The organism is Seonamhaeicola algicola (assembly GCF_007997385.1).
Classification (GTDB): domain Bacteria; phylum Bacteroidota; class Bacteroidia; order Flavobacteriales; family Flavobacteriaceae; genus Seonamhaeicola; species Seonamhaeicola algicola.
In genome coordinates this window covers 47108-70195 of sequence record NZ_VOSC01000005.1, presented here as the reverse complement: position 1 = coordinate 70195, position 23088 = coordinate 47108, and the positions used below count along the sequence as shown (strand labels likewise).

Here is a 23088-nt window from a genome sequence, read left to right as displayed (position 1 = left end):
CAGTGAATAAACCTTTTATTTCGGTGAGTGGCAATTTGCTGTAGATGAATGATTGAAAAGTAATGCCTAACTTGCAGTTATATAAAACCAACCCCAAAATCATGCTTAAAAAACACCTATATTTATTAGTTTTTTTATTAATTAATTCCTTTTGCTTTTCACAAAACATGCAAGAAGGCTTTACATTATTAGAAACTGGTAAATACCCCGAAGCCGAAGTTTTTTTCAACAACATTTTAAAAGAATACCCAAAGAATAAAACTGCAAAACTTTGTTACGGAAGAGCTGTTGGGTTAGCTGGAAACGCCCCAAAAGCTGTAACTATATTCACAGAATTACTTGATGTGTATCCTAATGATTTTGAAGTAAAATTAAACTATGCCGAATCGTTATTATGGGGTTCAAATTTTGCTGATGCCAAAGTATACTATGAAAAGCTTTTAAAAGAAAACAACAAAAGTTTTGCGGCATTATTAGGGTACGCAAACACACTTTCTAACCTAAAAATTTATGACCAAGCTCTTATACAAGTAAACAACGCTCTAGAAGTTTCACCTGGCAACCCTAATGCTATGGTTTCAAAAAAATACATTTATTTGGGCTATGCTTACCAAAAACAACAAGCACAACAATATAATGAAGCTGAAACCTTGCTTAAAAAGAATTTAGAGCTTTTTAATAATGATAAGTCTACTTTATTAAACCTTGCCAACCTATACATTATTGCTGGAAAATTTGATGAAGCCGAAGCTACCTACCAAATAATTAAAACATTGCCCAAAAGTGAAACCACTGCACTTAATGGCATTGCACTTGTAAAACATTTAAAAGGTAAAGAAAAAGATGCTTTAAAAACAAGCAAATTAGCTTTTAACGACATACCAAATGTAAAAGACACGCTTATAGTTAACCAAACAAAAGAACGCTATATACAGGCTTTAATTTGGAATAAAAAATTTAAAGAAGCTAATACTTTAATAAATCAACTTAAAACAGAAAAGCCAAATCAGACTTGGGTTTTATCACTAAGCGCTACTTTAAATATTTACAAAAGTGAATTTAAAAACAGTATTGCAGACTATAACCGTATTTTAGAAATAGATAGCAGCTCATTTGATGGCAACTTAGGTAAAGCAAACGCTTTAAAAGCAACTGGTCGTTACCAAGATGCTTACCAATGGGCAAATAACACTTTAACGTTTTATGAAAAACAAAAAGATGCCTCAAACTTTATTAAGAATTTAGACAAAAATTTCACACCTTTTTGGGAAACAAAAGCCTCCTACTCTTTTGATAATGGTAACAACAAAGCCTATGCTGTAAATACCAGCATTGAGTTTCCTATGTCTACCAAATTTAAGTTAAAAGCTGCGTACGGTTACAGAACAACCAGTAATAAAGTTACTGATAATGAAGCAAACTCAAATACTTTTACTTTTGGCTTAGGCTATCAACTATTACCTAATATTACATTTAACGGCACTGTGGGTGTTACAGCTGCTAATGCTAATGATAAAGCTTACACACAATTAGAAACCGATGTTTCATTGCATATTAAACCCATGAAATTGCAAGTTTTAGATGTTGGCTACAAGCGTGAAATACAAAGTTTTAATGCCGAATTATTAGACCGCCAAATAGTGATGAACAATATTTACGCCAATTACAGCTTAAGTACAAACGTTAATATTGGTTGGTTTACACAGTATTTTTACACGTGGCAAAATGATGATAATGCAAGAAACCTATTATTCACCTCATTGTATTACAACATTTTAAGCAAACCTTCTTTGAAGGCCGGATTAAACTACCAATACATAACCTTTAAAAACCAAGTACCAACTATATATTTTAGTCCTGAAATGTTTAATGCTGCCGAAATTTTTGTAAATCTTATTAAAACAGATGGTATTGCAAAAGCTAAAGAATGGTTTTATGAACTTACTGCAGCAACAGGTATTCAATTTATTGAAAAAGACCCAAAACAAAGTACTTACAGAGTTCAAGCTAAATTAGGCTATAAATTCTCAGAACGATGTCAACTTAATTTATTTGGTACGCGTAGTAATATAGCCTCTGCAACTGCTGCTGGTTTTACGTTTAATGAAATTGGTTTGCGCTTTAAATGGTATTTTTTAGAAAAACCAATTTTTAAAAAGAACGAAGAATAATACCAAAAAAGCTTTAAAATTTCACACCCATTTTAACCTGCTAAATCTACTAGCAGGTTTTTTATGCATTTTAATAACGAAACAAAGGCATGCCTGTTTAGCAATAATCTTAAATAGTATTACCACAATTTATAATTGCAAATTATTAGTTTTGTTCTCTTTTAAAAGCATAAAATTATGACTGCAAACGAGATTTCTGAAAAGTACATTGCCTATTTAGAGCATGGTGACGTTGACAGTATTATAAAATTATTTACCCCAAATGGTATTGTAGATTCACCTATTTACGGTATTAAAAAAGCTGAAGTATTTTATAATGAATTAAAAAATGACACATCAAATTCAAAATTAAAATTGAAAGGCGTTTTTCAAAATACCAACACAAATGAATTTGCTATCTATTTTAATTACGTATGGACACTAAAAAACAATGAAATTGTAACTTTTGATGTTGTTGATATTATTGAACTTAATGCTGAAAATAAAATAAAAACCTTAAAAATAATTTATGATACTGTAGCAGCACGAGCTCTTGTAAACAAACTATAAAAAAAGGCAAAACTAGTTAGTTTTGCCTTTGTTTCTAAAAAATAAACTGTTGCTATTAATTTATTCTATTATTAATTTCACTGTTTTATAATTGGTTGCTTTACTGTTAATTTTACAGAAATACAGCCCAGAGCTTAAGTTTCCTCGGTCTAATTTAATTTGGTTATTTCCGTAAGTAGCGTTGTGCTCTAGTTGTTTAACTAAACGTCCGTCTTGGTTAAAAACATCTAATGTTATTAGCTCTGTGGCATTTGCTGTAAATGTTATATTTGTTGTATTAAACATTGGATTTGGTACTGCTGTAGTTACAACACCTTCTTCTTCAGAAATTTGACTATCCGACAAACTACTTTTAGAAAAATGTAACTGTTTTAAATCCATTTTTTTAGTTTCTTCTGCACCATAAGCTAACATTGTAAATACAATGGATACCACATCATTAGCTTCAAACTCTGCTCCTGTTGACGATAAAAAGGTATTAAATGGTACACTATAATTGGTTAATGTGTTTGTTAATGGTATGGTTACTTTGTATTGCTCTTCCCAATTGCTAATATCTTCTTTAACAAGTCTTACAACCATATTACCAGTACCTTTAGCTTCAAAATTAAAAGTATCAAAAGCTGTTAAATTTACTGGACTAAATTTAGCTGTTAATGATCTGTAAGCAGCTACATAATTATTAGTGGTTGCCTCTAGAGATAAATTTCTCTCTACAGCAAATTGGTTATCATCAAAAGATAATGTATTTGGTTCTACAGCATAATTGGTAACAGTTGCATCAGCATCATCATAACCCCAAGAACCATCAGAAAGAAATAAATCATCTGGTGTTGCAACGCCATCGCCAATTCTAAAACCTACATCAAATAAAGTACCCGCATCAACTTCAACATTAGAAATATAACTTCCGCTAGATAAATCAATGTTTGATGAAATGTAATTTACTGTTTCAGTTTCTGAAGCTCTAACACCTGCATCAAAAGTTACAGCTTGCGTTCTGTTTGTGTTTACTATTTGCAAATCTAATTTACCGTTATGGTACTTTCCTTTTTTAATAAACACGGTTGGTGGTGTAGAGTTGTTGTATCCAACTATTGGTTTTTGTACTTCTAAAAGATTTAAAACTTCATCACCTAACCTATATAAATCATCTAATGAATTTGCCCAAATTTGAAAATTATAAAATGAGGCACCACTTTGGTATTTATCTATATTCCAATGGCTTTCAATTTCAAAATCGTTACCATTATTTACGTTTTTGGCCGCTAAGCTTAAAACAAACTCAACACCTCCATCAACATTTTTAAACAATGTTTTTATAAATGCCTGTTCTCTAATTTCAATTGTAGATACAGAAATTATTTCAGCCCCCAATAATCTATCACAAATTACTTTAGTATGTTCATAAACACCGTTTTGAGTTTCTAAAAGTAATATTGAAGCTGCAGTAACATTGTTTTTTATGTAATCTACTGAATATACATTGGTTGCATTTGTAATACCAATTAAATCATTTGGTGATGATTCTATTGCACTATCCTCGCTAACAACTCCTAAAGGAACTAAATCTTCTAACTGAATAGCACCTGTATTTTTACTTGTTTTTTTTCCGTATTTAGAACTTTTTTTAACTTTTTTTGCCGTATTTACATCAAACTTATAACTGTTTTTAACTCTGTTAAAGTTTCTTTTGCTTATTTTTTCAGATAATCTATTGTTACTTTCTAAACCACCGGTATTGGCACTAGAAGCAGATACTGTTATAATTGGACACGTAAATGTTCCTGAACATGAAGGGTCATCACAATCTACTAAACCATCACCGTCATCATCAATACCATTTATACAATCTTCTTGTGGTACTGGTGCTGTTGGACATCTTGCTCCGTCATTTTGAGAACTTGCAGGACCAAAAGCAAACAAATTAGAATTTATAGCATTGCTACCTGTTAAATCTTGAACACTTTGTATAACATAAATAGTGCCTGTTTGGTTGGCTGATACATAAAAACGCCCAGAAGCATCAAAGTATACGGCTCCGTATGTGTAATTTAATCCGGCTAGAATAGGCACTTCTCCTAAACTAATAACATTACCTGTTTCGGCATTAACTCTATATAAAATATTTGTGCCTTTTTCAACGGTGTATAAAAAGCCATCTACAGCATTAAAAGCCCAATCATGTATATTTAAATTTTGAGACATGGTTAGTGTTTGATGATGCTTACCAAAGTTTGCAGATTCCGGATCTAAATCTACTGCATAGTAAGTTGTTCCGCCTCCTTTTAAATAATAAATACCAGTGGCACTAACATCGCCAATATATCTACCTCCTGATGAAAGCTCATCTATGTAATATGTTGTAGTTTGAAAATTTTTACCTATGCGAACTATAGTTTTTGAAGGCGAACTTAATGAGCCCCATATATAACCATCTTTAGGGTTATAAGCGGCTGCATTTATATTACCTGGTGTAACATCGGCTGCAACTTGGTAGGCATTACCCGATGCTAAGTCTATAGCATAAACATCATTGTATTGGAATAAATACGCATTGTAATCGCAGTTAAAAGGCTCATTTTGAGCATAAAAACTTGTTGAATAAATTAATAATAAAAGTAGAATTCTTTTCATGACACTCGATTTGGTGTCATAAAATTAGTTTAAACTTAATTTTTTTTAGATTAACTTCGGTAAATGAAAGATAAGTGTAGACGAATGAATGTGTTTTAAAGATAAAGCTATAATAGGTTTAAACGCTTCATTAGTTCTGGCCTATTTGACCTGCTTACGGGTATTACATCTTTTTTAATTAGCACACTATTATCTTCAATATCTATAATTTTTTTTACATTAATTACGTACGAGCGGTGTACCTTTAAAAAGGTATCTGTTGGTAATTTTTCTTCTATTTTTTTAAGTGTAGAATGTACTGTGTAGTTTTTATTTTCAGTTTTAATATTTATGTAGTCACCTTTTGCTTCAATTAAATAAATACTAGGCATATCAATTTTTATTAGGCGTCTATCAATATTTACATATAAATCTTTTTCTGAAATACGCTCTTCTTTTTCTGTTTCTGATATTAACTTATCTTGCTTATCAACTTGTTTTTGTCTTGCTTGTGCTTTTAAAACAGCTTTGTTAAACCTTTGTATTTCAACTGGTTTCACTAAATAATCTACAATGCAGTTATATTCAAAAGCTTCAATAGCAAATTTAGGATCACTGGTTGTTAAAATGATATTTGGTGGGTTTTTTAGGGTTTGAATAAAATCAAATCCTGTAAAATCGGGCATGTGTATATCTAAAAATATTAAATCTACAGTGTTCTGATTTAAATATTTAATAGCCTGAATAGCGTTTGGAAATTCTTCAACAACATTTAAACTTGAGAAATTTGTACATAGTTGCGCAATTATAGCTCTTGCGGTTTGTTCATCATCTATAATAATACAATTCATAATAAATACACTACATGTTTGGTAAACTGATGTTTAATTAGCTATAAATAACTTTAGAGATTAGCGTGCGATATAAATCTAACTAAAAATACGAATTTTATACAAGTTTTAACACGTTTTTTCTTTTAAATAATTGTTTTAAAATAATCTATTGTTTTTAAAAGTCCTGTTTCTAATGCTACTTTAGGTTGCCAGTTTAATTGTTTTTTGGCAAGTGTAATATCTGGCTTACGCATTAAAGGATCATCAGAAGGCATTGGTTTATATATTATTTTAGAATTAGAATTTGTTAATTCTATTACTTTTTTTGCTAATTCTAAAATAGTAAACTCTCCCGGATTACCAATATTAACTGGCCCTATAAAATTATTAGGTGTATTGTTCATCATGGAAATCATACCTTCAACCAAATCATCAACATACTGAAAACTTCGGGTTTGTTTGCCTTCACCGTACACTGTAATATCTTCATTTTTTAAGGCTTGTACAATAAAGTTTGATACTACTCTACCATCATTAGGATGCATTTTAGGGCCATAAGTATTAAAAATACGTACTATTTTAACATCTACATTATTAGATTTATGATAATCTACAAACAACGTTTCTGCGGCTCTTTTACCTTCATCATAGCATGAACGCTCGCCTATTGGATTTACATTACCCCAATACGATTCAGTTTGCGGGTGCTGCAAAGGGTTGCCATACACTTCACTTGTAGATGCTTGTAATATTTTGGCTTTAACACGTTTAGCTAACCCTAGCATATTTATAGACCCCATAACCGAGGTTTTCATTGTTTTTATTGGGTTGTATTGATAATGTATTGGTGATGCTGGACACGCCAGATTATAAATTTCATCGGTTTCTATAAAAAATGGACTTGTAATATCATGCCTAATAAGCTCAAAATAAGGGTTATTTAGCAAATGGACTATATTTTGTTTTTGCCCGGTAAAAAAGTTATCTAAACAGTATACTTCATTATTTTCATTTAATAAACGTTCACATAAATGAGAACCTACAAAACCTGCACCGCCTGTAACTAGAATTTTTTTTCTAATCATTATCTAATTAAATTAATATTATGCCAAACAAGACAAAAATATTGTTTGTTTGTAAAAATATTATAATTAAATATAAATGAAAATTATTAGGGTATTATAATTTGTAGAAAATGTTTAGCGTTAATTATATTACAAACCATTAAGAAAGTTAGTGATTGCTTGCAGAATATTGGCAAAATCGTCTTTCCCCTCGGTAATATTATCAATTAAATTATGTTCATATTTTTCAGCCACTTTATAGCTTTCATTTAAGCCCAAAATATTTATTTTGTGTTTTAATTTATGAACATTTTCAGCTGCTAATTTGTAATTTTTTGCCTTGAAATTTTTAAAATAAACATCGCGCTCTTCAGGATATTCTTGCTTTATTATACCTATAAGTTTGGTTTCAAAAGCTTTATCACCTCCTGATAATGTATTAATGTATGATAAGTTTGGTTGCTCCATGGTTTATTTTTTTAACGTGAAATAGAACGTAGTGCCTTCACCTAAAGTAGAATTTAACCATATTTTTCCGCCATAGGCATTCACTATTTTTTTAGATATTGATAAACCTATACCTGTAGCATTGGTGTTATTTTCTAGCTTTTGAAAAGGTTTAAAAATTTTATCAAAATATGCTTTTTCAATACCTTTACCGTTATCTTTTACATAAAATTGCCAATGTAACCCTTCTTCTTTTACACCAATTTCTATAAAACCTTTTTCTTTATCAATATATTTAATAGCGTTGCCTATTAAACTTTCAAAAAGCTGCCTAATTCTTGGTTTATCAGCTTCAATTTCAGGCAATTTATCTACAATTTTTATGGTAATGTGGCTTGGTATTGAAAGATCATTAACTATATCTTTAACAAAGGTATTGGTGTTTATAATTCCTATTTGAGAATCTGTTTTATTAACGGTTGAATAGTTTAAAATGCCCGTAATTAAATTATCCATACGCTCAACATTGGCTCTAATTAATTGTAAATTTTGAGCTTTATTATTGGTTTCACTACCGTTTGTTTCTTCATTTAACCAAGTTGTAAGGGCATCAATACTACGAAGAGGTGATTTTAAATCATGAGATACTAAATACGCATAATTACTTAACTCTTCATTTTGTCGTTCAAGCTCTCCCATTAATTTTTCACGCTGCTTGTTCATCTCAACAATTTCTTGCGTTTGTTTTTCTATAAATTCAGCTAGTTTTATACCATCTAAATTTGCGGTTGATTGCTGGGTGTTTTTTGATGTTTCTAAAGGCCCCGTAAAGTTTAAGGTTTCAATAACTTTATTAAGTTTGTCAATTAAATTACTTTGTATTTCGGTTTCCTTTTTTAAATTTTTATTGGCTTCAAATAATTCTTCAGAGCTAATTTCCATGGCTCTTTGTTGCATTAAAATTTGTTCATCAAAGTTATCATACGATCTGTTTACAGCATCTAAAAACGCCATCAAATCTTCATTTGAAACATTTTTGTTGCTTAAGTATTTTTTAACTTGATGTTTTAATAATGAATTCATTATTCACTTATTAATGTTAATGCTACGGTTTGATTGTGTAATTGACACATGTTTTCATTGTTAAACGGTGCTATTTCTCCGTATGAATGAAACCCTGTTACAAAAACGTTGTTTCCTACTATTTCTTTTACTTCTTCTAATTCTTCAACAGCTCTTTGGTCTAATAATATTTTTCTGCCAATACAGCTTACCAATAATGCTAATTGTGGTTTATTTACTCTGCCCTCTAATGCTTTATTTGCAGCTTGTTCTGAGGCATGTATTAAATTATCCACATTAGACATCATGAGTTGTACTTTAGAATTTACTGGCACATCGCCTGCAAAAATCATGGCATTATATTCTTCATTTATATTTAAAATAGACCGAACGAACGATTGCTCATCGGTTTCTATTTTTACACCTAACGGATAATAAAGCGCGGCTCCGGGCAAATCTTTAGCCTTTTCGCCTAGGTATTTTTTGTACAAATCTAAAGCTGGTTTATTGTCTAATTCATACAATATATTGCCTTTGGCTTTTGTTACTACGCGTTCTGGACCAAATGGTTTCCAACCACCTTCTATTGATGATGATACATCAATAGTATCTCCATATAAACCAATACCTACTATTTCACCATCTTTTGGGTTTTCATTGTATGATACTAAGGTTCTTTCAAACCTGGCATCATCACCACATAAACCTCCGGTAATTAAAACATTGTTATCTGCAGCAAAATTCATGCCTCTAGCTAACTCACTTCCGTTTACAAAACTACCATCAGATAAAACAATAATATTTTTTAAACCTTCTTTTGGCAATTTGTTAACTAAACTTGCTCCTGCTTGAAAGCTATCTAACTTGGTTTCGTTTAGGTTAATTGTTTGTATTTTGAAGGTGCTTTTTTCAAATTCAATAGCTGTAATGGTTAAGCAATCATCTTCAACCGATGCTGTTGTTATATTACCACTAGTTGAAGCAAACACAATATGCCCGCTTGGAAACATTTTAGAAATTGCTTTATAAATTTGTGGATTTTCAAGCTCAAAACGACTACCAAACACCATTACCAAAGGCTGCTTTAGTTCTAGGTAAGGCGTAATAGCTTCCCATTCTTTATCTTTATGTTTTTTTAGCTGAACAACTTTCATCTTTTTACTTTTTTAATGTGAAAAAGAAGGTAGTACCTTCATTTAGCTTACTTGTTAACCAAATTTTACCTTCATGTAGCTCCACTACTTTTTTAACTATTGATAAACCAATACCCGATGAATCTTTACGTTTATTAACAGATTGGAATACTTTAAATATTTTTGAATGATATTTTTCATCTATACCAATACCATTATCTTTTATTGAAAACTTGTAATGTGTACTTATATCTTCTACTGAAACTTTTACATAACCTTCTGGTTTATCAATAAACTTTATAGCATTACTTATTAAGTTTTGAAATACTTGCTGAAGCTTAGTTTTATCACCTTTAATAGTTGGTAGTTTATTTAAAATTTCAACTTTAATATGTTCTGGTTTATACATTATTTGAATTAAATCTGCAATTAGTGTGTCTAGATTTACTTCGGTTAATTCATCATCATCACTTCCTATACTTGAATACTCTAAAACATCAGAAATTAACTGATCCATCTTTTCCAATGTAGTTTCAATAAGTGCTATATTTTGTAAGCTTACATTATCAAGCTTATCTACGTTATCTTCTTTTAACCAAGTAACTAGTGCATTAATACTACGTAATGGTGACTTCAAATCATGTGATACAATGTGCGCATACTCTTGCAACTCATTATTACTTTTAGCTAGTTTTTCTAGAAGCTCTTCATTTTTTGATTCTATACGCTGCTTTTCCCTTAAATTAATAGCGCTTTTTAACTGCATTGCTACTAAACTTGCAATACGTTCAATGGTTTGTAATTGTTTATTAGAAAAATAATTTTTAGCGGCATGTCTTGCATCAATTACTCCAATAACTTTACCATCATTAGATATAGGCACTGTTATTTTAGAGTTTAACTGTTTACCCGAAAACACATATTTACTGTTTGAAGATGCATCTTTAGTTAAAATTGGTTTTCCTGTTTGAACTACTGTTTTAACCACACCATGCTCTATAGGAAATTTAGCATTTTCAATATTTTTCTCTCTGCTATCAGCATCAACGCCGTAGCCTGCAATTGGCTCAATATAATCACCGTATTTGTTAACCAAATAAATAATACAATAATCTGTATTTAAATATTCGGCAATTCTAGAAGTAATAACGTTGGCTATTTCATAAATATCAATTTTTCCTAGAATAGCGTTGGTAATTTCATTTACCATGCCTAATATTAAAGAGCGCTCTCTTTCTGAAGTTACATCTTCTACTAAACCTAACCTGTATTTTACACTACCATCACTATTTCTTACGGCAGCAACACTAGTTTTTGCCCAAAAAACAGAACCGTTTTTCCTTATATAACGTCTATGAAGCACAAAATTATCAATATCTCCAGAGGCCATTTTCCCAATGTATTGTTTTACTTGCTCTACATCTGAATTATCAGCTATTTCATTAATAGTTTTCTTTAGTAACTCTTCTTCTGAAAAACCTAATAATCTTTGAAATGCCTCATTGGTTCTAATAATTTTTTGATCTTGGGCAAGTACAATGCCTAATGATGAATTTTGTACAATTGCATCAAGCTCCTTTTTTTGAGCTTCAATTAACTCTGCTGTTCTACGTTCTTCAGTAACATCTCTAACAATACCTTGTGCTGCTACAGGAATGCCTTGATCATAAATTATACTAGCATTAATGTGTACTAATTTTATAACATTTTTTTTTGTGTTTATTTTTATAATAAAATCAGTAACTGCACCATCTTTAAGCAATGTTTTAAATGATTGTGATACTTTTTCTTGCTCTTCGGCTATAGGAAAATCTAAAAGGTTAGCATTTACATTCTGGGTATCAAAACCTAATAAATTTACTGCGGCATCATTCATTTTTAAAATGTTCCCCATTAAATCCATTATAACGTAGGCATCAACAATATTTTCAAAAACACCTTGTAACTGAGAATCAGTTTTATCAAGAAGTGCTTCTAATTCTAAATATGATTTTTCTAGCTTTTTATTAGCACTGTAAAGCTCAGCCGCTTTTTGTTCTAATATTTTTTCAGCGGCTTTTCTTGCTGCTTTTTCTCTAGCTAAAGCACGTTCTAGTATTTCGGCTCTATTTGGGGTCATTTAGTTCTTATTAATTAAAAACTTAACTTCGGTACCGTCCTCTTTTATTTTTTCAACTTCTATGCTAGCTGTTGTATCAAAAAACTCAAATGTTTTACGCATTAAACCTAAACCAAAGCTATACATTGCTCTGCTAGATTTATAAATCATTACTAATTTTTTGTTTGATTTTTCTAGAACTTCAAACGTTGGTAGCTCTGCATCAGGATATATTTTTCTTACTTCTACATGAATATGATTTTCTATAGAAGCTAGCATTTCCATGGGGTTTTTATAATTATTTAATAAATCTCCATAGCTGTTTTCTATAACTTTGAAAAAATGCTCTGCATATACTTGCAACAAATCATCTGTTGAAATGCCTGTGTTTTTGCTTAAATTAGTTAACAACTGTAGCATTTCAGAAAACTCATAAGTACCTACAGATGTGTAAACACCTCCGGACTCTAGTTTTGACTGATTTATAATTTGATCTACCATTTCTAAACCAAATTTATCTTCTACAAGTTCTAGAAACTCAGAAAACACAATACCTTTCATTTTACTTCTTTTTTAATTCATTAATACTCCAATACGCCAAAAGCTTTTCTATGCTATTCATGTAATCTTCATATTTTAAAGGTTTTAAAACATAGCCTGCAATACCCAGTTTAAAACATTCAAGCAAATCTTTGTCATTGCTTGATGTGGTTAAAATTATAGCGGGTAAATATTTTAAATGTTCATCTTCCTTTAAAATGGTTAAAAACTCAATACCATTTATTTTGGGCATATTCAAATCTAACAAAATTATGTCAGGTAAATCTGATTTGTCTTCTAAAATTTTTAAAGCCTCTTCCCCATTGTTAGCTTCAATAATTTTATGATCAAGCTGAAGCGCCGAGAGCACGCGGTTAAATTTCATAACCTCTATCATATCATCTTCAACTAGTAAAATATTTAAATTTTTCATGCCATATATTATTTATCAGCGTAAAAATATATTACTAGTTTTAATATTGATGTGCAGTTTCTTTAAAGCGAATTATTGGTTTGTTAGAATGCAGATAAGTGTCGACGAACGGTAATTGGTATATTTACAAAAACCTTTAAAATTAAAAGGCAAACCCTTAAAAACTTGTATTAATAAAGATATTTTGGTTAATGCTCTGTTAATTACAAAGCTCATTTAAGTCATGTAAATTAACGCCAAATTAGTACGTTTTCTTCAAATACAAAAGCGAGTAAAAACGTTATTAGTTTTTATAATTAGTATAATAAACGTTATAAATTTATTAATGCTGTTTGACCAACTCTTTCTTTTCAAAATTAGATTTTGGAGCTTCACAAAGTGAACAACAATATGTTTGGGGTAAACTTTCAAAAGGTGTTAAAGGTGCAATGTTTTGTGTAATATCTCCATATTTTTGGTTATAAACCGTTAAACATGATGTGCATTGGTACACCTCTTCTGTAATTTGCTTAGGCGTTTTTTTGGTTTCTTGTGCTTCTTTTTCCGATCCTAAATCTTCAAAGTATAATTGGCTTAATTCCATTAAAAGCCCTGGTAATTCAACTTTATCTACATCTTGCACATGCATAATATATGTGCGTGTATTAGGATCAAAATTTTTAGCGTATAACAGGTTGTATGTATCTCTTATTTTGAAATCTCCAATGGGTGCTGGTTGTTTATTTTTTTCAATAACTATTGATGTAAAATAGTGAGATGTTTTAGCATAATTTGTTATCCCGAAGGTTAAACCATAGGTACTTATATCATTTTGATCAAAGTTTGATACTAAATATTTTTTTAGATTTAAAGCCTCTTTATTTGCCGCAGGAATATGCCAATTAAGCTCTAACATAGAATGGCGTACATTAATACCTCGTTTACCCAAAAATTTTTCCCAAATTAGTTTTGATGTTCTTGGTATACCCTTAATTATAAAAGATTTCCATGGGGTTATTGATATTTTACCTATTTTATTTTCTAAACATAACTCGCACATTTCTTTTAAAAAAGAAATATCATACTTATTATTTCTCCAATACAACCCTAACCAGTATTTATCCATACCAATTTTATTCATACCTTCATAATAAGGAAATGGGTGAAAAGGAACTTCAAGTGGTTTATCTACCGTTCTATTGTTAGAATCTACAGCATCACTAACAAGTTCAAAAATTGTTTCAATAGTTTCAGGTTCTTCTTGTAAAATACTTTCAATTGCGGCAACTATTTTACCCATATCCCAACTGTAAATTAATGCCGGATACATTTTAGTCTTTTCCCATTCTGGCAACCTTATATACAAATACCAATAATCTTCATGCTGTGAGGCTATAAAGTTTATATGCCCTGTAAATAATGGCACTAACCGCTGTTTGGGGTCTGTAATATTTACCTTTAAGTGTAATTTTGCCCTAAAAAGTTCTAAGATATATAAATACTTATCACTTGTTAACCAAGGTGTGTTAGGAAAAATATCGGCCGATACATATGAAGACATAATGTTAGAAATACCTGTTTCTTCTTCAGATACAATTTTCAACCTATCAAAACCACTAAGTTTTTCTTGTGTTGCTTTTTTTGGTAACAAAATATCTTGACGCGAACCAAATGATATTGTTTTTAACCCAATGGCTTCAACACATTCACAAATGTATTTTAATTCTCCGGGAGATAATACACCACCTTTAACTATAAGTCTGTTTAATTGTATACTCATTTTAACACCTTAGATTTATGAAGTATATCTCTAACTTCTGTTTTACAACTACCACAACCTAAACCAGCACCGGTTTGTTTACAAAGCTCTGTAAAATCAGTACACCCTTTAGCTATAGCTTCTTCTACATTACCTGCACCAACCTGACTGCAAGAGCATATTAATTTACCTATTACGGGTTTGTTGTTTGAAGCGCCTCTAAGCAATGTATTACGCTTTTCAGACATTTCAATTTTACTTTCAATAAGTGTTTTAAACTCTGCAAATTCATTTTTATCACCCATTAAAACTGCGCCTACCAACAAATCATCTTTAACTATACATTTTTTGTAGTAACGTTTTGATATATCTGTAAATACCACTTCTTCATAGGTTGGATCATTTTCAGGCACACTAATTTCACCTATACTACACAAGTTTAAATCATTAAACTTTAAAATATTCATTAAAACAGAACCGTTGTAGGTGCTACTAACATCGCCACCAATAAAATTAGCTAAAATAGTTGCTTGTTCTTCGGCTGCAGATGTTATTCCGAATAACTGATTGTTAAATTCAGCAATTTCACCTATGGCAAAAATATTAGGATTTGAAGATTGCATGTGCTGATTTACAATAACGCCTCTACCACATTTAATACCATTTTCTTTAGCTATTTCAATATTTGGCCTTGTACCTATGGCATATACAATGGCATTGGCTGTAAATATTTTTCCACTTTTTAAGCTTATACTTAATTCACCTGTATCGTCATCATCAAACACCGTACTAACTTCATTATCAAAATAAATTTGAATACCACGTTCTTGTACATCTAAGGCTAGTAATTTACTAGAAACCTTATCTAATTGACGCTCCATTAAACGTGATGCTCTTTGTATAATGGTTATTTTTACATTTTTATGTTTTAAGGCCGCTGCCAACTCTAAACCTAATAAACCACCACCAACTATAGCCACATGCTGTTCTTCAGGCGGCAAACCTGTAGCATCTAAATACGCTTTAAATTTATCTGCATCAATTTTATTGCGCATGGTAAAACGCCCAGGCAAATCTATTTGTACATCTTTAGGTATAAAAGCTCTACTTCCGGTTGCTAAAATTAGTTTATTGTATGTATGTGTTATACCGTTACTATCAATTACTTTTTTTTGTAATTTATCAATTTGAGTAATTAATGTTTCTGGGTGAAGTACTACGTTAAGTTTATCTAACTCTTGTTTTTTTATTTTTAAAAGCTGCTCCCAAGTTAACTCTTCAGTAACATACTCAGGCAACAAAACCCTGTTATAAAACAAGTTAGATTCTTTTGAAAAGACATGAATTTCATCTTTCCCATTTCGTTCTCTGTAATTTTGAATAAAACGAAAAGCCGCTGCTCCTGCTCCTGCAATAATAATTTTTTCTCTAGGCTTTTCATATTTTGAAACACTAACACGTGTAAATTTAAAATCAGGTTCTTTTGAAACCGGATCTACGTGTGTATTTGTTAGGTTATTAGCGCGATTTAAATCGTTTTGTAATTGCTTACCCCAATGCATAGGTAAAAATACCACACCTTTTTTTATAGCATCGGTTACTTTAGCCCTAACCCGAACTTTACCATTACTGCTAGTAATTTCAGTAATATCACCATCTTTTATTTTATTCAAATAAGCATCAACAGGATTAATTTCTAAAACAGGTTTTGAGTAATGCGTTTTTAAACGTGCTACTTTTCCTGTTTTTGTCATGGTATGCCATTGGTCTCTTACACGGCCTGTGGTTAGTATTAAAGGATATTCTGGGTTTGGTAATTCAGAAGTATTCTCTAAAGTTGTTGGTACGTTAAAAATTGCTTTTTTTGATGGTGTAAAAAACACTTTATCTTGAAATAATCTTGGAGTACCACCGTGCCTGTATTGATTTACCGGCCATTGAAACGTGCCTTCGTTTTTTAATCTATCATAATTTAAATAAGATACATCAATATTAGTGCCTTTGGTCATGGCACAATATTCATCATAAATTTCTTCGGCAGAACCATAGTTAAAACCTCTAAAGCCCATGCGTTGTGCAAAGTCGCAAAAAATTTCAACATCGGGTCTAGCTTCCCCTGGCGGATCAATTTCTTTGGGTAAGTAAGAAATTCTACGCTCAGAGTTCGTCATAGTGCCTTCTTTCTCTAACCAACCTGCTGCAGGTAACACTAAATCTGCAAACTTAACAGTGTCAGATTTATGTGAAATATCTTGAACTACAACAAACTTTGCATTTTTTATAACCTTTTCTACTTTATTAATGTTTGGTAAACTTACTAGAGGATTTGTACAAGCTATCCAAATAGCTTTAAGTTTACCAGATTCTAAAGCATCAAACATTTCAGTAGCTGTTAAACCGGGTTTAGGGTTAATTTTTTCAACACCCCAAAACTGGGCTACTTCTCTGCGGTGTTCTTCATTCATTAAATCTTTATGAACAGCTAAAAGGTTTGCCATACCGCCAACCTCTCTACCTCCCATGGCATTGGGCTGCCCCGTTAATGAAAAAGGACCTGAACCTGGTTTGCCTACTTGCCCTGTAATTAAAGACAGGTTTAATAGGGCTATGTTCTTATTTACACCAACCACACTTTGGTTAAGCCCCATAGCCCACATACTTATAAACCCTTTTGATAGCCCTATAATATCGGCTGCTTTTTTTATTTCTTTTTCTTCAATACCACAAATTTTAGCAGCTTTACTAATTCTTGTGGCTAATATTTGTGCTTTATATGCTGCAAAACCTTCGGTGTTATTTTTTATAAAATCTTCATCTATTAAACCTTGGTCATATAACCTACGGCCTATAGCGTTGTATAAAACTACATCTGTACCTGGTAATATTTGCAAATGCAAATCGGCAAAACTTGCGGTATCAGTTTTTCTTGGGTCAACTACAATTATTTTTACGTTTGGGTTTTCTTCTTTGTGCTTTTCTAAACGACGAAATAAAATAGGATGACACCATGCTGGGTTTGCTCCTGTTATTAAAAAACAATCGGCCAATTCAATATCAGCATAACTAATTGGCACACTATCTTCACCAAATGCCTTTTTGTAACCAACTACAGCAGAACTCATACAGAGCCTTGAGTTGGTATCAATGTTATTGGTGCCTAAAAATCCTTTTGTAAGTTTATTGGCTATATAATATTCTTCAGTTAAACTTTGCCCAGACACATAAAAACCTACACTATCAGGCCCATGTTTTTTTATTATAGATTTAAATACACTTGCGGCTCTATTTAGGGCTGTATCCCAACTTACACGCTCTAAAGGGTGCGATTTACTCCAACGCATTTCTGGGTATAAAATTCTATCAGAAGTATCATTAACAACATAATGTAAATTTCTGCCTTTAGAGCACAACATTCCTTTGTTTACTGGGTGGTTTTTATCACCTTCAACAATTACTTTATTATTGTTATCTTTTTTTACAATAATACCACAGCCTACACCACAGTAAGAGCACGTTGTTTTCACCTCATTATTAACCATAAACAGCAGTGTTTTATCTAAAATTAAACTAATATTTTCAACTTATAAAGCGCTTAATAAATTATTGTGAATAGTTTTAAAAACGCCCTTTAAACTTATATTGTAACTAAAAAATTTGCTTCAGAAATACGTATTTAATACTTACGTATTTTCTTTTTGTTATTCCCGCTTTACAAGCTATATTGTATTTTGCGGGAATAACACTCTCAAAGAAACCTGAACTAATACTAAAAACTCAGGATATTTTTAACTTTTTATTTGTACTGGTTGTAAACTTTCAGCTAAATTTTTGTTTGTATTTTGTGAAGCATCATTAATAGTATCTTCTTCTTTTGAAAATTTAATTGCTAAAGCCACAAAGCCCGTAATTAAAACTATAAAACCAATTACAAAATAACCTTGTGAAACTGCACCTGATGATGCCGCTGATTGAGCTGCTTTTACAACCTCATCACTTAATCCGTTGTTTAATGAAATTGCTGTTTTTTCGGCTATGGCAGATTTAGATTTTAAAAACAAAGCCGCTAAAAAAGCGCCCACGTTTCCTCCTGCTCCAACAATACCTGATACAGCACCAATAGCTTTTTTATTAATAAATGGTACTACAGAAAATGTAGCGCCTTCTGCCATTTGCACACTCAAACTAAAAAGAATTAGAAATACAAAACCAAAAATAATACTTGTAGTTGTTGAAAACGTAATAAGCATAACACCCTGAACACAAAGGATAAACGATAAGAACAACACTCTACCTCTTAATCCTTTTAGCTTGCCAAATTTATCACCAAAAAAGCCTCCAAGTGTTCTTGCAAAAATATTCATTAAAGCAAATGACAATACAATATTACCGGCAGTTACCCTTTTAAGTTGAAATGTGTTTTGTAAATAATCATCCATGGTACCATAAACCGTAAGTTCTATACCAAAACTAGCGGCGTAAACTAAAAACAATATCCAAATTCTATAATCTTTCAGAACTTTTATAAACGGCACCTCATCTTTTTTCTTATGGATTTCAACACCTTGCGCCCTTAATTCCTTTAAATTACCTTGTGGCGTATCTTGCGTAAAAAAGTAATACACTAAGCCCATTACAAAACAAATAGTTCCGGCTATTACCATAGAATACCTCCAAGCTTCAGCTTCAGCAACACCAAAACCAACTACAGCGGCAGCAATTATTGGCATACCTAAACGGTTAGCACCACCACCAAGATTACCCCAACCTGCCGATGTGGCATTAGCAGTACCAACAATGTTTGGTGCAAACATTAATGATGTGTGTACTTGTGTAATTACAAATGATGCCCCAATGAAACCAATAAATAAACGGCATACTAAAAACTGAGTTGGTGTTTGCACCAACCCGCATAAAATAACTGGTATGGCACCTAACATTAATAAAAATGTATAACACATTCTTGGGCCGTATTTATCGCATAATTTACCTATTAGTAAACGGGCAAATACAGTACCTGAAACAGCTAATATTATTGAATTCCATTTTTGATCTGGCGTTAAACCAAGATCCTTTACAACATCTGGCATAAATGGCACAATACCAAACCATGAGAAAAAACACATGAAGAATGATATGGCGGTAATCCAGAATGTACGTATTGAAACGTTTTTTAGATTGAAAAGCGATAGTTTTGTTGCCTTTTGAGCTTGAATATTAATCATGACTACGTAATTTTACAATACAAAACTAAGTATTTTTACTTAATTTTAACACTTAAAACATACGTAATTAATAATATTTATGAGATTAGTAATTTACAAAACTAAATTTTACTAATTCATTAAGATAGTAGTAGCAAAAACCTTATGATTTTAATAATTAAGCATTTTATACCAACTGATATGCTTTAGCTTTTTCGGTAAGTTCTTTCAAATTTGAAACTTCTAATTTCTTCATTAAGTTAAACCTGTGTACCTCGGCAGTTCGTTTACTTATATTAAGTTCTTCAGCTATATCTTTATTATTTTTTAGCTCTAAAACCAAACCTAGAATCTGCTTTTCGCGTTTTGTTAATTTAAATGGTAATTGCTTAACCTCTGCATTTTGTTTTAATGAAGCAGCAGATGCGCCATTAACAAAATTATTCATTATTATTGCTGAAACATCACCTGTAAAATATTTTCCGCCAGAAGCTATTTTATTTAATGCTTTTAAAAACTCCTCCTTACTGGCTCCTTTTAACAAATAACCATCGGCACCAGACTGAATAGATTGTACTACGTACTCTTCAGAATCGTGCATTGAAAGCACTAATGTTTTTATATCATTATAGTTAGCTGTTATATTTTTTACAACTTCAATACCATTCATTTCAGGCATTCTAATATCAACAATAAGTACATCGGGTTTATTGGTTTTAATAACTTGTAAAGCCTCTTTTCCATCAGAAGCTTCAGCTATTACATCAATACCTGCTTGATCTTCTAAAAGTGCTTTAATACCGTCTCTTACCAACGCATGATCATCTGCTAATACAACCTTAATTCCATTCATAATCTAATACTCTGTATGGCAAAAATACAAATTTTAAGTACTTATACGTATGTACTTAATTTTATATTTCACATTTATAATTTTGATATGCTTTATTTAACTGAAATTTCAATCTTTATGATATTAAATTTTATGATACTACTTACTTTTTAAAGCTGTTACCTCAATTTCAATTTTCATGTCTTTGTTGGCTAAACCTGCAGATATCATTGTAGCCGCTGGTTTTATGGTTCCTAAGTATTTTTTAAGTATTGGCCAACATAGTTTAAATTCATTGGCATTAGGTACAATATAATTTACCCGTACAATATCAGCTAAAGTAGCATCAGCTTTTTCTAAAGCGTGTTTAATATTTAGTAAGCATTGCTCGGTTTGCTCCATAATATTATCACTAATAGTCATAGTTTCATAATTATAACCTGTTGTGCCTGATACAAACACCCAATTATCTTGTACAACGGCTCTAGAATACCCTATTTCATCTTCAAATGAAGCGCCCGAACTTATTAATTTTCTTTTCATTTTAAACAGTTTGTAAAGGAATATTTAAAGTAACGCGAGTACCACTTCCTGGTTCAGAATTAATAAATAAGCGTCCGTTTATATATTTTATGCGCTCTTTCATGAAGGTTAACCCCATGCCACCATCGCCTTTTTTTATGTTTTTAACTTTTGAAGGTTCAAAGCCTTTGCCGTTATCATCAACCACAATACTTAACATGTTTTTACTACTAGCTAATGATACAATTATATGCGATGAATTGGCATACTTAATAGCGTTATTAATAGCCTCTTGGGTAATACGGTAAATATTAATTTCGGTTAATGAATCTAGTCTTTCATTAAAATCGGTTTTATTAAAAAGTAAAATTTCTTTACCGGTTAATCTTGCTAATTCTTGGGTAAGTTTTGCCAAGGCTGGCACAATGCCATGATCTGCCAATTCAGGTGGTGTTAAGTTAAACGTAGCTGTACGCACACCTTTAATTATATTGGCAGTAAGCTCTTTTAAATGCTCAACTTTAACCGATGTTTTTTCAACATCAGTACTATCAATACTTTCTAAATTATATTTTAAACCTGTAAGCATTTGTCCAATGCCGTCATGCACATCTTTAGCAATTCTGTTTTGCTCTTTTTCTTGATTTTCAATAATTTTACTTGATACAATTTTTTGCTGGTTCATTTTTTCTTCAAAACTAGCCTTTGTAAGGCGCTCAATTTCAAGTTGACCTTCTTTTCGTTTTGTAATATCTGAAGCTATAATGAGTAATTCTGAACGCTCATTGGTTGGATTAAACGGTATCATAGATAACTCTAACCAAACATTTATTGCATCTTTTGTTGTTGCTTTTACTTCGCCTTGCCAACCAATTTTTTTGTGTTTATCTATTAAGTTTTCAATGGTTTCTTGTTCTGTTTCAATACCCGAAAGCACTTTAGCAAAACTATCGGCTGAATTAAATTTATTCAACTTAAATAATTTTGAAAACTTTTTACCCATGTGCAATACACGGCCACTTGGTGTAATTCTGGCAAAAAGTAAAGTTTCATCCATTGCATGACTTAAGGCGCGTAGTTCTTTTATTGATTTTTCTTTGGCTTCACTTAAAACATCAGCGTTATAAGCCATTTCTTTAGCTTTTTCTTCGGCCAAAATAAGCTCAGAAATACTTTTTTTAACTGTTTTTGCTGTGGGCCAAAAAATAAATAAAAACTCAGCTAATAAAAGCACTAACGTAAACCCCATTAAAAAGGTTTCTAATTTGCGTAACCATGCAACTTTGGCTTTGGCTTCTTTATCGTATTGGTTTACAATACTATCCATTTGCACTAAAAAAGCCCCTTCACTTTGTGTAACTTTTTGTATTTGGGTTGTGAAAAATGCCGATGTACTTAAGGTAGAAGCTTGTACTTGATGAATAATATTTTCTGAAGCCTCTTTTATAGTTTTAAAAGTAGGGTTTAAGTTATTAAACATTCCCATAATAACCTTACTATTATTACCAGGTAAACCCAAACTATCATTGCCATTTTGCAATGCATTGTGTGAGGTTTCCCACAGCTGAAGTGTTTGCCTTAAACTATCTGTAATTGCTTGTTGTTTTAAACTGTTTTTTTCTGTGGAAAGCGCTAAAATTTCTTTGGTAAGTTTTTGACTGAGCATACGTTGCCTACCGGCTACGTTTATAATTCTGGAGTCGCTTTCCTGATCTTTTAGGTGCTTTTTAATTAAAATTTGACTAACAATTACAGACAATGCAATGGTACTGAGCGCAATGATATACAAACGCCTTAAACGCTCAAAAGTTCTTTGATCTAAAGAATTTTGGTTATTAGCCATACGCTA

17 protein-coding genes are annotated in these 23088 nt (G+C 31.4%); 2 read left to right on the top strand and 15 right to left on the bottom strand.

Features of this window, described 5'->3' with window-relative positions:
* Positions 1-101 precede the first annotated feature (101 nt).
* Together FUA26_RS00330 and FUA26_RS00325 are read left to right on the top strand one after the other, a co-directional pair.
* The gene (locus FUA26_RS00330) at positions 102-2171 is read left to right on the top strand and encodes a tetratricopeptide repeat protein (protein WP_147130346.1); all 2070 of its coding nucleotides are present in this window, start codon (positions 102-104) and stop codon (positions 2169-2171) included.
* Between the two features lie 177 nt (positions 2172-2348).
* Positions 2349-2720: a nuclear transport factor 2-like protein gene (locus tag FUA26_RS00325; protein WP_147130344.1), complete on the top strand. Its 372-nt coding sequence runs from the start codon at positions 2349-2351 to the stop codon at positions 2718-2720.
* A 60-nt stretch (positions 2721-2780) separates the two neighbouring features.
* On the opposite strand, the gene FUA26_RS00320 is transcribed toward FUA26_RS00325, so the two are convergent.
* The 15 genes from FUA26_RS00320 to FUA26_RS00250 form a co-directional block, all read right to left on the bottom strand.
* The gene (locus FUA26_RS00320) at positions 2781-5357 is read right to left on the bottom strand and encodes a T9SS type A sorting domain-containing protein (protein WP_147130342.1); all 2577 of its coding nucleotides are present in this window, start codon (positions 5355-5357) and stop codon (positions 2781-2783) included.
* Between the two features lie 107 nt (positions 5358-5464).
* Positions 5465-6187, bottom strand: a complete 723-nt coding sequence (locus FUA26_RS00315) for a LytR/AlgR family response regulator transcription factor (protein WP_147130340.1) — start codon at positions 6185-6187, stop codon at positions 5465-5467.
* Between the two features lie 125 nt (positions 6188-6312).
* The gene (locus FUA26_RS00310; RefSeq protein WP_147130338.1) at positions 6313-7254 is read right to left on the bottom strand and encodes a UDP-glucuronic acid decarboxylase family protein; all 942 of its coding nucleotides are present in this window, start codon (positions 7252-7254) and stop codon (positions 6313-6315) included.
* Positions 7255-7383: 129 nt separating this feature from the next.
* On the bottom strand, positions 7384-7701 hold the full coding sequence (locus FUA26_RS00305; protein ID WP_147130336.1) for an Hpt domain-containing protein: 318 nt from the start codon (positions 7699-7701) through the stop codon (positions 7384-7386).
* Positions 7702-7704: 3 nt separating this feature from the next.
* Entirely contained in the window at positions 7705-8763 is a 1059-nt protein-coding gene (locus FUA26_RS00300; RefSeq protein ID WP_147130334.1) for a sensor histidine kinase, read from the bottom strand.
* A complete protein-coding gene (locus FUA26_RS00295) occupies positions 8763-9896 on the bottom strand; it encodes an FIST signal transduction protein (protein ID WP_147130332.1) in 1134 nt (377 codons plus the stop codon). Before FUA26_RS00295 ends, FUA26_RS00300 begins: the two co-directional genes overlap by 1 nt.
* Positions 9897-9900: 4 nt before the next feature.
* Positions 9901-11994 (bottom strand): PAS domain S-box protein, encoded by a 2094-nt coding sequence (locus tag FUA26_RS00290; protein WP_147130330.1) that lies wholly within the window; start codon positions 11992-11994, stop codon positions 9901-9903.
* Positions 11995-12534: a heme NO-binding domain-containing protein gene (locus FUA26_RS00285; protein WP_147130328.1), complete on the bottom strand. Its 540-nt coding sequence runs from the start codon at positions 12532-12534 to the stop codon at positions 11995-11997.
* A 1-nt stretch (position 12535) separates the two neighbouring features.
* On the bottom strand, positions 12536-12946 hold the full coding sequence (locus FUA26_RS00280) for a response regulator (RefSeq protein WP_147130326.1): 411 nt from the start codon (positions 12944-12946) through the stop codon (positions 12536-12538).
* Positions 12947-13268: 322 nt separating this feature from the next.
* Entirely contained in the window at positions 13269-14705 is a 1437-nt protein-coding gene (locus tag FUA26_RS00275; protein WP_147130324.1) for a rubredoxin, read from the bottom strand.
* Complete coding sequence (locus tag FUA26_RS00270; protein WP_147130322.1) at positions 14702-18223, bottom strand: nitrate reductase; 3522 nt, start codon at positions 18221-18223, stop codon at positions 14702-14704. The genes FUA26_RS00275 and FUA26_RS00270 overlap by 4 nt, the downstream gene beginning before the upstream one ends.
* 246 nt (positions 18224-18469) lie before the next feature.
* Positions 18470-19906 carry a NarK family nitrate/nitrite MFS transporter gene (locus FUA26_RS00265; protein WP_147130321.1) on the bottom strand — a complete coding sequence of 479 codons (1437 nt, stop codon included), beginning with the start codon at positions 19904-19906 and terminating at the stop codon, positions 18470-18472.
* Positions 19907-20072: 166 nt separating this feature from the next.
* The gene (locus tag FUA26_RS00260) at positions 20073-20738 is read right to left on the bottom strand and encodes a response regulator transcription factor (RefSeq protein WP_186826827.1); all 666 of its coding nucleotides are present in this window, start codon (positions 20736-20738) and stop codon (positions 20073-20075) included.
* Between the two features lie 138 nt (positions 20739-20876).
* Positions 20877-21260 (bottom strand): RidA family protein, encoded by a 384-nt coding sequence (locus tag FUA26_RS00255; RefSeq protein WP_147130317.1) that lies wholly within the window; start codon positions 21258-21260, stop codon positions 20877-20879.
* 1 nt (position 21261) lies between these two features.
* Positions 21262-23082, bottom strand: a complete 1821-nt coding sequence (locus FUA26_RS00250) for a sensor histidine kinase (RefSeq protein ID WP_147130316.1) — start codon at positions 23080-23082, stop codon at positions 21262-21264.
* Positions 23083-23088 lie beyond the last annotated feature (6 nt).

What these genes read in the sequence shown, in the direction of transcription:
- FUA26_RS00330 (WP_147130346.1), top strand. Translation starts at nt 102, where the DNA reads ATGCTTAAAAAACACCTATATTTATTAGTTTTTTTATTAATTAATTCC.
- FUA26_RS00325 (WP_147130344.1), top strand. Translation starts at nt 2,349, where the DNA reads ATGACTGCAAACGAGATTTCTGAAAAGTACATTGCCTATTTAGAGCAT.
- FUA26_RS00320 (WP_147130342.1), bottom strand. Translation starts at nt 5,357, where the DNA reads ATGAAAAGAATTCTACTTTTATTATTAATTTATTCAACAAGTTTTTAT.
- FUA26_RS00315 (WP_147130340.1), bottom strand. Translation starts at nt 6,187, where the DNA reads ATGAATTGTATTATTATAGATGATGAACAAACCGCAAGAGCTATAATT.
- FUA26_RS00310 (WP_147130338.1), bottom strand. Translation starts at nt 7,254, where the DNA reads ATGATTAGAAAAAAAATTCTAGTTACAGGCGGTGCAGGTTTTGTAGGT.
- FUA26_RS00305 (WP_147130336.1), bottom strand. Translation starts at nt 7,701, where the DNA reads ATGGAGCAACCAAACTTATCATACATTAATACATTATCAGGAGGTGAT.
- FUA26_RS00300 (WP_147130334.1), bottom strand. Translation starts at nt 8,763, where the DNA reads ATGAATTCATTATTAAAACATCAAGTTAAAAAATACTTAAGCAACAAA.
- FUA26_RS00295 (WP_147130332.1), bottom strand. Translation starts at nt 9,896, where the DNA reads ATGAAAGTTGTTCAGCTAAAAAAACATAAAGATAAAGAATGGGAAGCT.
- FUA26_RS00290 (WP_147130330.1), bottom strand. Translation starts at nt 11,994, where the DNA reads ATGACCCCAAATAGAGCCGAAATACTAGAACGTGCTTTAGCTAGAGAA.
- FUA26_RS00285 (WP_147130328.1), bottom strand. Translation starts at nt 12,534, where the DNA reads ATGAAAGGTATTGTGTTTTCTGAGTTTCTAGAACTTGTAGAAGATAAA.
- FUA26_RS00280 (WP_147130326.1), bottom strand. Translation starts at nt 12,946, where the DNA reads ATGAAAAATTTAAATATTTTACTAGTTGAAGATGATATGATAGAGGTT.
- FUA26_RS00275 (WP_147130324.1), bottom strand. Translation starts at nt 14,705, where the DNA reads ATGAGTATACAATTAAACAGACTTATAGTTAAAGGTGGTGTATTATCT.
- FUA26_RS00270 (WP_147130322.1), bottom strand. Translation starts at nt 18,223, where the DNA reads ATGGTTAATAATGAGGTGAAAACAACGTGCTCTTACTGTGGTGTAGGC.
- FUA26_RS00265 (WP_147130321.1), bottom strand. Translation starts at nt 19,906, where the DNA reads ATGATTAATATTCAAGCTCAAAAGGCAACAAAACTATCGCTTTTCAAT.
- FUA26_RS00260 (WP_186826827.1), bottom strand. Translation starts at nt 20,738, where the DNA reads ATGAATGGAATTAAGGTTGTATTAGCAGATGATCATGCGTTGGTAAGA.
- FUA26_RS00255 (WP_147130317.1), bottom strand. Translation starts at nt 21,260, where the DNA reads ATGAAAAGAAAATTAATAAGTTCGGGCGCTTCATTTGAAGATGAAATA.
- FUA26_RS00250 (WP_147130316.1), bottom strand. Translation starts at nt 23,082, where the DNA reads ATGGCTAATAACCAAAATTCTTTAGATCAAAGAACTTTTGAGCGTTTA.